At 68.8% G+C, this 11,622-nt stretch carries 11 protein-coding genes; 5 read left to right on the forward strand and 6 right to left on the reverse strand.

Features of this window, described 5'->3' with window-relative positions; all coding sequences use genetic code 11:
• Nucleotides 1–2: 2 nt before the first annotated feature.
• Nucleotides 3–959, reverse strand: a complete 957-nt coding sequence (locus BM004_RS14430) for a LysR family transcriptional regulator (protein WP_093214321.1) — start codon at nt 957–959, stop codon at nt 3–5.
• A gap of 214 nt (nt 960–1,173) precedes the next feature.
• Between BM004_RS14430 and BM004_RS14435 the strand changes: the two genes are divergently transcribed.
• A complete protein-coding gene (locus BM004_RS14435; RefSeq protein ID WP_093127857.1) occupies nt 1,174–2,499 on the forward strand; it encodes an MFS transporter in 1,326 nt (441 codons plus the stop codon).
• Nucleotides 2,500–2,537: 38 nt separating this feature from the next.
• A complete protein-coding gene (locus BM004_RS14440; protein WP_093214323.1) occupies nt 2,538–3,749 on the forward strand; it encodes a M20 aminoacylase family protein in 1,212 nt (403 codons plus the stop codon).
• Between the two features lie 43 nt (nt 3,750–3,792).
• On the opposite strand, the gene BM004_RS14445 is transcribed toward BM004_RS14440, so the two are convergent.
• On the reverse strand, nt 3,793–4,806 hold the full coding sequence (locus tag BM004_RS14445) for a recombination-associated protein RdgC (protein ID WP_093127850.1): 1,014 nt from the start codon (nt 4,804–4,806) through the stop codon (nt 3,793–3,795).
• Between the two features lie 134 nt (nt 4,807–4,940).
• On the opposite strand from BM004_RS14445, the gene BM004_RS14450 reads away from it, so the two are divergent.
• From BM004_RS14450 to BM004_RS14460, 3 genes are read left to right on the forward strand one after another with little or no spacing between them, the layout of a single operon-like run.
• Nucleotides 4,941–5,894 carry a branched-chain amino acid transaminase gene (locus BM004_RS14450; protein WP_093214326.1) on the forward strand — a complete coding sequence of 318 codons (954 nt, stop codon included), beginning with the start codon at nt 4,941–4,943 and terminating at the stop codon, nt 5,892–5,894.
• A 5-nt stretch (nt 5,895–5,899) separates the two neighbouring features.
• Entirely contained in the window at nt 5,900–6,109 is a 210-nt protein-coding gene (locus tag BM004_RS14455) for a zinc-finger domain-containing protein (protein ID WP_093127844.1), read from the forward strand.
• The gene (locus BM004_RS14460; RefSeq protein ID WP_093214328.1) at nt 6,106–6,522 is read left to right on the forward strand and encodes an ABZJ_00895 family protein; all 417 of its coding nucleotides are present in this window, start codon (nt 6,106–6,108) and stop codon (nt 6,520–6,522) included. The genes BM004_RS14455 and BM004_RS14460 overlap by 4 nt, the downstream gene beginning before the upstream one ends.
• A 94-nt stretch (nt 6,523–6,616) precedes the next feature.
• Here the strand turns inward: BM004_RS14460 and BM004_RS14465 are convergent, their stop codons facing one another.
• The 4 genes from BM004_RS14465 to BM004_RS14480 all read right to left on the reverse strand — a co-directional run bounded on the left by BM004_RS14465 (nt 6,617) and on the right by BM004_RS14480 (nt 11,621).
• A complete protein-coding gene (locus tag BM004_RS14465; RefSeq protein WP_256219903.1) occupies nt 6,617–7,864 on the reverse strand; it encodes an O-antigen ligase family protein in 1,248 nt (415 codons plus the stop codon).
• A 65-nt stretch (nt 7,865–7,929) separates the two neighbouring features.
• Nucleotides 7,930–9,183, reverse strand: coding sequence for an ATP-binding protein (locus BM004_RS14470; RefSeq protein ID WP_093214330.1), 1,254 nt, complete (start codon nt 9,181–9,183; stop codon nt 7,930–7,932).
• A 9-nt stretch (nt 9,184–9,192) separates the two neighbouring features.
• Entirely contained in the window at nt 9,193–9,915 is a 723-nt protein-coding gene (locus BM004_RS14475; RefSeq protein ID WP_093127833.1) for a response regulator transcription factor, read from the reverse strand.
• A 53-nt stretch (nt 9,916–9,968) separates the two neighbouring features.
• Entirely contained in the window at nt 9,969–11,621 is a 1,653-nt protein-coding gene (locus tag BM004_RS14480) for an NAD(P)/FAD-dependent oxidoreductase (RefSeq protein ID WP_093214333.1), read from the reverse strand.
• Nucleotide 11,622 lies beyond the last annotated feature (1 nt).

Raw genomic sequence — 11,622 nt, forward strand, 5'->3', positions numbered from 1 at the left:
CTTCAGCCGGCCCCGGCCCCGGCCCCGGCCTTGCGCCGCGGCAGCCGCCACGGCGGGTTCGCCTTGGCCTGGTGGCGCGCTTCCTTCGCGAACTCGGCGCACGCGTGCGTCATCAGGTCGGCCGAGCGGTAGACCAGGAACACGTCGAAATCCGGCAGCTCGTCGGTGATCGGCAGCTTCTCCAGCAAGCCGGGCTGCAGGCGCAGCGGCCCCGCGCCGTGGAACACGAAGTCCGACCACATGCTGATCATGTCGGTCTGCGTGGCCAGCTGCAGCCCCAGCAGGTTCGATGCGCTCTGCACCATGCGCCTGGGCATCTCCAGCCCGTGCATCTGCATCGTGCTGACCAGCGGGCTTCCCGCGTCGTCGATCGGGTCGAGCACCAGCCAGTCGGCGTCCAGCAGCGGCTGCAGCTTGCGCACGCGCCGCAGCGGATGGCCCGCGCGCACCGACAGGTGCATGGCCACCGAAAACAGCGGCTCCCACTGAAAGACGTTGGTGCCCGGCCCGTTGCAGGTCGAGATCAGCCCCAGGTCTAGCCGGCCTTCGCGCAGCCCCTCGAAGATCTGCTGCGGGCGCAGCTCGAAGCCGCGCATCGCCACGTTCGGAAAGCGCTGGCGAAACGACGCCATCGCATCGGGCAGCGGCCCGCTCGACGCCACCGCGGTGAAGCCGATGTTCAGCTGCGCCTCGTCGTGCCCGCGGATCGCCTCGATGTCTTCCAGCGCATGCCGCAGTTCCTGCTCGACCAGGCTCGCGCGCTTGACCAGCGCCACGCCGTAGGCCGTGAGGCTCACGCCGCGCGTGGAGCGCGACATCAGCGTCACCCCGAGTTCGCGTTCCAGCTCGGAGATGGTCTTGGACAGCGCGGGCTGCGTGGTGTGGAGGCTGCGCGAGGCTTCATGGATGCTGCCGTGCTGGGCCACCGCCAGCAGGACGCGCAACTGTTGCAGCTTCATCGTGGTGCCGTTCTTTCTGCGTGCTCTCGAAAAAGGGGCGCGCGTGCGCCGCCTTGGTACTTGTCCCGATGGTCTCCAGCGCCTCTTTATGACGGGGATTCCATTTGGTTATCGGCATGAAAATTTGTGATTCTGCGCTGCCGCGCTTTGCCTGAATACTCCGCCGCAAAGGGGTCGTCCGATCCTGCGCAACCTGTTCGTGGAGACACATTAGATGAGCGAAGCCGCATTGCCCGCAAGCCCGATCGGGGCTTCTTCACCGCCGAGCGCCGCGCCCGCCTCCGTTCGCGGCAAGCCCAGGCAGAGCCAGTTCCGCCTGATCGCGGCCTGCTCGCTGGGCAACGCGCTGGAGATGTACGACTTCACCGTCTACAGCTTCTTCGCGCTGCTGATCGGCAAGCTGTTCTTTCCCTCCGACAGCCCCTACGGCTCGCTGCTGCTGGCCGTGGCCACCTTCGGCATCGGCTTCGTGATGCGCCCGCTGGGCGGCGTGATCATCGGCAACTACGCCGACCGCAAGGGCCGCAAGGCCGCCATGACGCTGACCATCGGCCTCATGGTGCTCGGCACGCTGTGCATTGCCTTCGCGCCCAGCTACGCATCGGCCGGCGTGTTCGGCTCGCTGATGATCGTCGCGGGCCGGCTGCTGCAGGGCTTCTCGCTCGGCGGCGAAGTGGGCGCGGCCACCTCGATGCTGATGGAAGCCGGCGGCGTGAAGGGCCGCGGCTTTCGCGTGAGCTGGCAGCTTGCGAGCCAGGGCGTGTCGGCGCTGCTGGGCGCGCTCACCGGCGCCGCGCTGTACGCCGCGCTGCCGCAGGCCTCGCTCGAAAGCTGGGGCTGGCGCCTGCCGTTTTTGCTCGGACTGCTGATCGCGCCCGTGGGCCTGTACATCCGCGCGAATCTCGAAGAGACGCACACCGCCGACAGCCACGAGTCGAGCCCGGTCGGCCGGCTGCTGCGCGAGCACGGCCCCACGGTGCTCAAGGGCATCCTGGCCACCACCGCGGGCACGGCCACCATGTACCTGGTGGTGTTCTTCATGCCCACCTACATGATCCGCGTGCTGCACATGCCGCCGTCGCTGTCGCTGCTGTCGGGCTGCGTCACGGGCATCACGCTGTTCGTGGTGTCGCTGGTGGCGGGGCGCCTGGCCGACAGGCTGCCCAACCGCAAGCCGCTGGTGATCGGCTCGCTGCTGTTCAGCGTGCTCGCCGTGTACCCGGTGTTCTGGCTCATCAGCCACTACCCGAGCGTGCCGCTGGTGCTGGCCCTGTCGGCGCTCTTGACCGCGAGCGTGAACATCGGCACCACGCCCATGTTCCTGATGCTGCTGGAGATGCTGCCGGCCGGCGTGCGCGCCAGCGGCATCTCGGTGATCTACAGCGTGGGCGTGACGGTGTTCGGCGGCTCCTCGCAGTTCATCGTGACCTGGCTGCTCGCGAAGACCGGCAACCCGATGGCGCCGGCCTTCTACATGATGGTGTGCGGCGTGCTGAGCCTGGGCGCGCTGCTGAGCCTGCGCGAACGCAAGGCTGCCTGAATCGCTGCAACGGACCTATCTGAAACGGACCTCTTTCCATGACCCGCCAACTCAGCCCCCAGACCCACAAGATCCTGTCGCGCCTGCTGCCGCAGGCCGACGTCGACACGCAGGCCTTCGTCGACATCCGCCGCCAGATCCACGCCAACCCGGAGCTCGGCTTCGAGGTCAGCGCCACCAGCGAACTCGTCGCCAACCTTCTTCGCAGCTGGGGCTACGAAGTGCACACCGGCATCGGCAGGACCGGCATCGTGGCGCAGCTGAAGCTGGGCACCGGCACGCGCCGCCTGGGCATTCGCGCCGACATGGACGCGCTGCCCATCACCGAGGCCACCGGCCTGCCGTACGCCAGCCGCAACGCGGGCCGCATGCACGCCTGCGGGCACGACGGCCACACGGCCATCCTGCTGGCGGCGGCCAAGGCGCTGGCCAAGGCGCGCAACTTCGACGGCACGCTGAACCTGATCTTCCAGCCCGACGAAGAGAACCTCTGCGGCGCGCGCGCGATGATCGAAGACGGCCTCTTCGAGCGCTTTCCCTGCGATGCGGTGTACGCGCTGCACAACGCGCCCGGCGTGCCGGTGGGCACGATGCTGGCCGTCACGGGGCCGGTGACGCTGTCGTCCGATGTGGCCGACGTCACCCTCAAGGGCGTGGGCGGCCACGGCGCCATGCCGCACCGCGCGCGCGACCCGGTCGCCGCCGCCGCTGCGGTGGTCACTGCGCTGCAGACGGTGGTGGCGCGCAACGTGGCGCCCGACGACACGGCGGTGGTGTCGGTCGGCTTCATTCGCGGCGGCGCCACGCACAACGTGATCCCGCAGTCGGTCACGCTGGGCCTGAACGTGCGCGCGGCGCGGCCCGAGACGCGCGCGCTGGTCGAGCAGCGCATCCGCGAGATCGTGGGCTTCACCGCACAGGCGCACGGCGTGGAGGCCGAGATCGACTACCGCCAGCTGGTGCCGCCGGTGGTCAACACCGCGGCCGAGACGCTGCTGGCCGCGCAGGTGTGCGCGGAGCTGGTGGGCGAGGAGAACGTGCTCACGCAGGCGCCCAAGGGCTTCGCGGGCAGCGAGGACTTCGCCTGGATGCTCGCCGCGCTGCCGGGCTGCTACCTGATGCTCGGCAACGGGGAGGGCGAGTTCGGGGGCTGCATGGTGCACAACCCCGGCTACGACTTCAACGACGCGGTGCTGCCGCTGGGCGCCGCCTGCTGGGTGCGGCTGGCGCAGACCTACCTGGTGGCCTGAAGCTCAGCCTCAAGCTCAGCCTGGCGGTCTGCTCGAAGGCGCGTCAGAACGGCGCGTCTTCTTCCTCGGGCTCGTCGCTCGGGGCCTTCGATTTCGCAGCGGCAGCAGCGGTAGTTGCAGCCGCAGGCTTGGCCGCCTCGTCCGGCAGCGCCGCCGAGAACGCCGCCTCGCCGCCCAGCGCGTCGAGCAGCGCCGGCACCAGCTGGCCGAGCTCGCCCGTGGCAATGGCCACGTCGGCGTCGAAGTTGTCTTCCTTCTTGCCGCCCGATGCGCCGTCGCCCGTGCCTTCGAGGAAGGTGATCTTGCGGATCAGCATGCCCTGCGTGAGCTCGAAGGACACGCGGTCGTCCCAGGTCATGGCCAGGCGCGTCGGGCGCTTGCCGTCGGTGATGTGCTGCTTCACCTCGTCGATGTCCAGCGGGTGCTTGGCATAGCGCACCACGGCCTTGGAATCGTCGGAGGCCTTGAGCTCGCACTCGCGGTCGATGGTGAAGCCGGCCGGCGGCTCCTGCGTGAGCAGCCAGTTGGCCATGGCGGCGGCGGGCTCGATCTGCGTGTTGACCAGCGCCACGGCAAAGCCGTCGAACGACTTCACCAGGCTGGTGACCACTTCGTCGGCGCGCGAGGCGTTGCCGCTGTTGATCACCAGGCGGTTCTCGGCCTTGTCGATCCACACCGTGACGCGCGCGCTGCGCGTGAAGGCCATGGGCAGCAGCTCCAGGGTGATGTCTTCCTTGAGCTCCTTCTTTTCCTTCTTGCCGGGCTTGCGGCCGGTGGTGGTCTCGATGCTGGCGCAGCGCTCGTCGAGCTTGCGGCGCACCACGGAGCCGGGGACCTGCTTGCTTTCGACCATGTACTCGACCAGCCACTGGCCGTCGATGGACTCCACCAGCGGGCCGTTGGCCTCGCCGCGGGGCTCGACCCAGCCCGCGGACTTTTCCTGCGAGGGGCCGCAAGGCACGAAGCGCTGCTTGCCGAGCCCTTCTTCCGCCTCGGCCAGTGTTTGGGACCAGGCAGGTTCGATGCGATAGACGATGACGTTCTTGAATACGGACACGGGAACCCTTTTTCCACTGGTTTGGACAACCAATCATTGTCGGGCACCTCGGGAATCCCGCCGCCGTAAAATCGAAAGCTTTTGCGACTTCCCCCGGGTCGCACCCCCACACCGCTCCCCAAAGGAATCAGGAAATGAGCTCGATCCCCCCCTCGCTGGACGACCGTGACGGCAAGATCTGGATGGACGGCGAACTCGTGGACTGGCGCGACGCCAAGATCCACGTGCTGAGCCACACGCTGCACTACGGCTGCGGCGCCTTCGAGGGCGTGCGCGCCTACAAGACGGCAGACGGCGGCACGGCCATCTTCCGCCTGGCCGAGCACACCGAGCGCCTGTTCAACAGCGCCAAGATCCTGCGCATGAAGATCCCGTTCACGCAGGAACAGCTCAACGAGGCCCAGAAACAGGTGGTGCGCGAGAACAAGCTCGAAAGCTGCTACCTGCGCCCGCTGATCTGGATCGGCTCCGAGAAGCTCGGCGTGAGCCCCAAGGGCAACAAGATCCACGCCATGGTCGCGGCCTGGTCGTGGGGCGCCTACCTCGGCGAGGAAGGCATGAAGCGCGGCATCCGCGTGAAAACGTCGAGCTACACGCGCCACCACGTCAACATCACGATGACGCAGGCCAAGACGGTGAGCAACTACACCAACTCGATCCTGGCCAACATGGAAGCGCTGGACGACGGCTACGACGAGGCGCTGCTGCTCGACGCGAGCGGCTTCGTGTCCGAAGGCGCGGGCGAGAACATCTTCGTGGTCAAGGGCGGCGTGGTGTACACGCCCGACCTGTCGGCCGGCGCCCTCAACGGCATCACGCGCAACACCATCCTGCACGTGTGCAAGGACCTGGGCCTGGAGCTGGTGCAGAAGCGCATCACGCGCGACGAGGTCTACATTGCCGACGAGGCCTTCTTCACCGGCACGGCCGCTGAAGTGACGCCCATCCGCGAACTCGACCGCGTCGAGATCGGCAACCGCGGCGACGGCGGCTCGCGCGGCCCGATCACCGAGAAAATCCAGTCTGCCTTCTTCGACATCGTGAACGGCAAGAATCCCAAGTACGCCCACTGGCTCACGAAAGTCTGAATCCCATGTCCACCAATGCAGTCGTCGAACTCCTGGCCAAGGAGCTCAATCATCAAGGCGGCGTGTTCTGCCCCAGCCCCAAGGCCGACATGAAGCTCTGGAACAACCACCCGAAGGTCTACCTCGACGTGGCGCGCACCGGCGAAGCCAAGTGCCCGTACTGCGGCACGGTGTACCGCCTGAAGGCCGGCGAGACGGTGTCTTCGCGGCATTGACGCTCCCCGCGCTCCTGCGCCGCTTCGCGGCGGCGTACCTGGTGCTGCTGGCCGTGGTGGCCGTCGCGCTGCACCTGGCGGGAGCTGCGTCCAACACCAGCGGCAACGTCGCGGCCCTGCTCACGGCCGTGACCTGGGTCTGCATGGACTTCGCCAAGAAGAACGGGCGCTACTTCACGCCTGACGAGAAGAAGCGCGCGATCCTCGGCATGCTCGCCATCGACGTCCTCATGCAGGTCGTCGTCACGTTCGCGATCAGCCGTTTCGCCGGCGCGCCCTTCCTGGCGCTGGTGCTGCTCTTCGTGGCAGCGCTGCACGCGGCGGTGATCTGGTTCTTCGTCGGCTTCGCGGGCAAGCAGTACGCGGCAGCCGAGGCCAGGCGCGCAAGCGGCAACAACAACACCAACGGTTGAGGCTGCACGCGGCGCTGATGCGGCACGGATATCGGCGCTGCGGTCGACACTGCGGTTCCCTGTGCAGGGCGCAGCGACCGCATGACGGGCGGATTCAGCCCGGGTTGGAGATCTTGCCCGCCAGGCGCCTCGGCAGCAGGTCGTGCCAGGGGTCCGGGTCGAACCGCTCCTGCGCCAGCCGCAGGTAGACCATCGCGATCCACAGCAGCGCCAGCCCGATCTGCGCATCGCGCAGCGCCGAGTTCACGCTCGAGGCAATCAGCGCGATCAGCGTGGCCGCCAGCGCGTAGCGGCCCGCCATGTCCGGGCGTTTCCAGGCCTGCCACACGGCGGCCACCATGATGACCAGCAGGCTCAGCAATGCCGGCAGGCCGCCCTGCGCGCCCACCCACAGGAAGTCGTTGTGCGGCATGTTCGAGTCGGCGAAGAGCGCGGGGCCGCGCTTGTGCCACTGCTCGGTCCAGCCGCCGATGCCCCAGCCCGTGAGCGGGCGGTCGGCGATCATGAGGCCGGTGTCGCGGTACATGTAGTAGCGGATGACCCAGCTGCCCTTGAAGACCGCGCCGGCCTGCGCCTCCTCGAGTTCCTGCACGCCGGTCTCGACCTTGTGCTGCAGCTGCGGCAGCTGGTAGAGCCCCGCGCCGAGCACCACGGCGCCCAGCACCAGCGAACCCACGAGCATCTTCAGGTGGCTGCGCCACTGGTGCACGCACACCGCCGGAATCACCAGCAGCAGCGCCAGTACCGAGGTGCGCGAGGTCAGCGGCAGCGCCACCACCAGGCCCAGCCCCAGCATCAGCAGGAAGGCGGGAATGGCGCGCAGCGGCTTGTGCGCGGCGATCTGCGCAATGCCCCACACGGCGGCCGTGGCGGCCACCACGCTGAACAGCAGCGCGTTGCTGATCGACTTGTTGCCGACCTCCATGACCACCGCGCGCAGCGGCGACCAGACCGGAAAGCCGATGGCGTAGTAGAGAACGATGAGCAGCACGTTGAGCGCCGCGATCAGCAGGAAGCCGCGCAGCGCCCAGATGGCCTCCTCGCGCGCGAGCGCCATCGCCATCAGCATCGTCAGGCCGATGCGCAGCCCGTGGAACAGGTTGGAGGGGGTCTCGGGGTAGTGCGGCCGCACGGCCAGCACGACGAGCATCCAGGCCAGGTAGGCCATCACCGGCCACCACAGCGGGTTGGCGCGCAGCCGTGCGTAGCGTTCGCGGTAGCCGCCGGCGAGCAGCATGGTCGCAAGCAGCAGCAGGGCTGAAAGGTAGGTGACGCCGACCGGCATGAACACCACCAGCCCCCAGAACATGGCCGCGGGCCGAACGATGTGCGATCTCTGCATAGGGGCGGGATTTTAGGTGGGCACCGTGGCGCCAACCTGACCAGCCCCGGCGGGGCGGGGGACGCTCAGTGGCCGCGCGCCATCCCCGAGGCTCCCGAGGCTCCCGAGGCTCCCGAGGCTCCCGAGGCCACCGAAGCCGCAGGCAGCCGTATCACGAAGCTCGCGCCGCCCCCGGGACGGTCCTCGCAGCGCACCGTGCCGCCGTGGCGCTCGGCGATCGACTTCACCAGCGCCAGCCCCAGGCCGACGCCGCCGTTGCGCTCGCTGGCGCCGGGCAGCCGGTAGAAGGGCTCGAAGATGCGTTCGCGCAGGGCCGGCGGCACGCCCGGGCCGCGGTCGTTGACGCGCACCGTCGAATAGCCGTTGGCGCTGCCCAGCTCCACCGAAATTTCGCCGGCGCCGTAGCGGCGGGCGTTCTCCAGCAGGTTGCGGATGGCCCGGCGCAGCAGGCGCGAGACGCCCGGCACGGTGAGGTTGGCGTTGTCGGTGCCCGCGGCCAGGTCGAGCTCGGCGTTCACCTGCGCGCACTCCTCGGCGGCCAGGCCGGTCAGGTCGACCGCCTCGACGGTGCCCACGTCGGCCTCGCTGGCGTCCAGCCGGCTGGCCAGCAGGATCTCGTCGATGAGCTGGTCGAGCTCGCCGATGTTGCGCGAGATTTCCTCGCGCGCCGATTGGCTCGGGCGCTCGCCCATCAGCTCCAGGCCCATGCGGATGCGGGTGAGCGGCGAACGCAGCTCGTGCGAGGCGTTGGCCAGCAGCGACTTGTGCGAGCGCACCAGCTTCTCGATGCGTTCCGCCGACGCGTTGAATCGTTTGGAGAGATCAGCCACTTCGTCCTGCCCTTCTTCGGTCACGCGCGCCGAGAGATCGCCTTCGCCCCATCGCTGCACCCCACGCTGCAGCGATTCCAGCCGCTGCGTGATGCGCCGCACGATCGGGTAGACGCCCAGCGCCACCGCCACGCCCACCAGGGCGATCATCCAGCCCAGCCCGAACGGCGTGCGCCATGGCGCGAAGCCGCCGGTGCCACCGGGCCGCTCGCGCGGCGCCACGCGCAGCGTCACGGCCTTGCCGTCGCCGAGCGTGACGTCGAACTCCAGGCCCTGGCCCGGCACGCGCAGCGCGGTGCCCGTGCCGATCTGCTTGTCCTGCTCGTCGAGCACCACCACGTTGCGCGGCACCGGCGCCAGCCGCTCGCGCTCGGCCTCGGCCGCCTCGCGCACGATCCAGTTGGCCATCAGCGTGAGGATGACCACGCCGGCGACCACCGCCAGCCAGATGCGCACGTAGAGGTGCCGGGAATAGAAGCTGCGCAGCATCGGCAGCCCTCAGTCTTGCTGCTTGGCGAAGACGTAGCCCACGCCGCGCACCGTGAGGATGCGCTTGGGGTTCTTCGCGTCGACCTCGATGGCCGCGCGGATGCGGCCCATGTGCACGTCGATGGAGCGGTCGAAGGCCTCGAGCTCGCGCCCGCGCACGGCCTCCATGATCTGGTCGCGCGTGAGCACGCGGCCCGCGCGCTCGGCCATGGCCACCAGCAGGTCGAACTGGTAGGAGGTCAGGTCGGCCAGCGCGCCGGCCACCGACACGGTGCGCGCGTTGCGGTCGATCTCCAGCGTGCCGAAGCGCATCACCGTGGAGGCTTCGCTCTCGGTGGCGTTCTCGCTGCGCCGGCGCAGCACGGCGCGGATGCGCGCCAGCAGCTCGCGCGGCTCGAAGGGCTTGGGCAGGTAGTCGTCGGCGCCGATCTCCAGGCCGATGATGCGGTCCATCGGGTCGCCCTTGGCGGTCAGCATCAACACCGACACCTTCGACAGCGGGCCGGGCAGCGCGCGGATGCGGCGGCAGACTTCGAGCCCGTCGGTGTCGGGCAGCATCAGGTCGAGGATCACCAGGTCGGGCGCGTGCTGCTGCAGCTGCTCGAGGCCGCTCGTGCCGTCACCGGCGTGGTTGAAGGCGAAACCCGACTGCGTCAGGTACTCGCCCACCATCTGCGCCAGGCGGGCGTCGTCTTCGATCATCAGGAGTTGGGGGGTGCTCATGCGCTTCATGGTCGTCCACAGGGAGCAAGCAGGCTTGAACGCTCCGTAAAGTTGGGTAAACCTCAGGCGGCCATGTCAACGGGACTCGCTGCGAAAAGCATAGCGCCCTGTCCAGTGGCCACCGGGGGGAGGTCGAGATTCTCCGCGAGTAACGCGGGCAGCTCGCCGGCGTCCACGCCAGCGTCGGCGGCGCGCGCCCGCTCGAGGATTTCACCGGCCAGCTGCCGAAGCTGCACGGTCGAGGCGCGGATGCGCGCGCGGAAGGCCGCGTCGTCCAGCTTGTCGCGCAGGCTGCGGTTGAGTTCGGCGAACCACGGCATCGCAGCCTGGTCGAGCATCACGGCCGGGTTGGCGCGGCTGCTGGCGGCCGACCAGTGGCGCAGCAGCTTCTGCACCGCGAAGTTCAGCCGCTGGCAATGCTGCATCTCGTTCTTCAGGCCGCCCAGCGCGTGCAGGTCGGTGAGGCGCTGCTGGAAGAAGATCTGCGACAGCACGCCCCAGTAGTAGGCGTAGTCCCAGATCACCTTCACCGGCAGCACCTCGGGGTCGCCGAACAGCGGGTACTGGTCCTGGTAGAGCGCCAGCGTGCTTTCGTAGAACGAGTGATAGAGCTGGTCGTACAGCTGCGCGCGCGCCTCCAGCGGCCGGCCGGCGCGGTCCTGCGCGATCAGGTCGGTGATGTAGGTGTTGCCGATGGCGATGAAGTCGCTGCCCGGCGAATAGAAGGGGTCCAGGAACAGGCCCGCCTCGCCCGTCATGGCCCAGCGCTGGCGCCCCGAGAACACCTGCTTGCAGCCGTGCGAGAAGTGCTTGAGGAACGCGAAGTCCTGCAGCAGGTGGCGCTTGTCCTTCAGCGCCTCGTGCAGCCGCGGCTGGTAGGTGGCGAACCACGCCATGGCCTTGTCGAAGGTGTCCATGGTGTCCAGCGGGTGCAGCTTGGGGTCGGCCACGATGCCCACCGAGTGCGAGCCCGAGGCCAGCGGGATCAGCCAGGCCCAGTAGCCCGCGCCCACCAGGTGGTTGGTGGACAGCCAGCGCGCCTGCGGGTCGCAGCGCGCGCGCCACTCGGCGTTGTCGCTCCAGTCGTCGATGGCGATGCGCTCGCCGATGCGAAACCACACCGCGTTCACGTCGTGCGCATTCGCCTCGGCCAGGCCCAGCTTGCGCTTGAGCATGCCGGCGCGCCCGCAGGCGTCGATCACCCAGCGGGCCTGCGCGTGGTGCGTGTGCTCGCCGCGGGTCCATTCGATCGCGTGCAGCGCCTTCGGGTCGTCGGCCAGGTCGATGCGGCGCACCAGCGCGCCGTCGACGAAGCGCACGCCGCGCCGCGCGGCCTCCTCGGCCAGGAAGTTCTCGAAGATGCCGCGGTCGATCTGGTAGCTGGGCACCGAGAGGTAGCGGCTCGCGCCGATCTCGGTGACGTTGTCGATGTCGCTGCGGCCTTCGCTGAAGAAGAAGCGAAAGCCGAACTTGCGCAGCTGCGCCTCGTCCATGTGGGCCTTCAGGCCCAGCACCGTGTCGAAGTAGTGCGCGCCGATCTCCACCGACGACTCGCCCACCTTGTGCGCCGCATGCGGCACCGGGTGCGCGCGGCGCTCCAGCACCAGCACGCGCAGGTCGGCGAAGCGCTGGCGCAGCTGCAGCGCCAGCGTGAGGCCCGCCAGCCCGCCTCCCATGATCACTGCGTCGAAGGTGTCGGGCGCAGTGTCGGTCATG

This window comes from Variovorax sp. OK212 (assembly GCF_900112425.1).
Lineage (GTDB): Bacteria > Pseudomonadota > Gammaproteobacteria > Burkholderiales > Burkholderiaceae_C > Variovorax.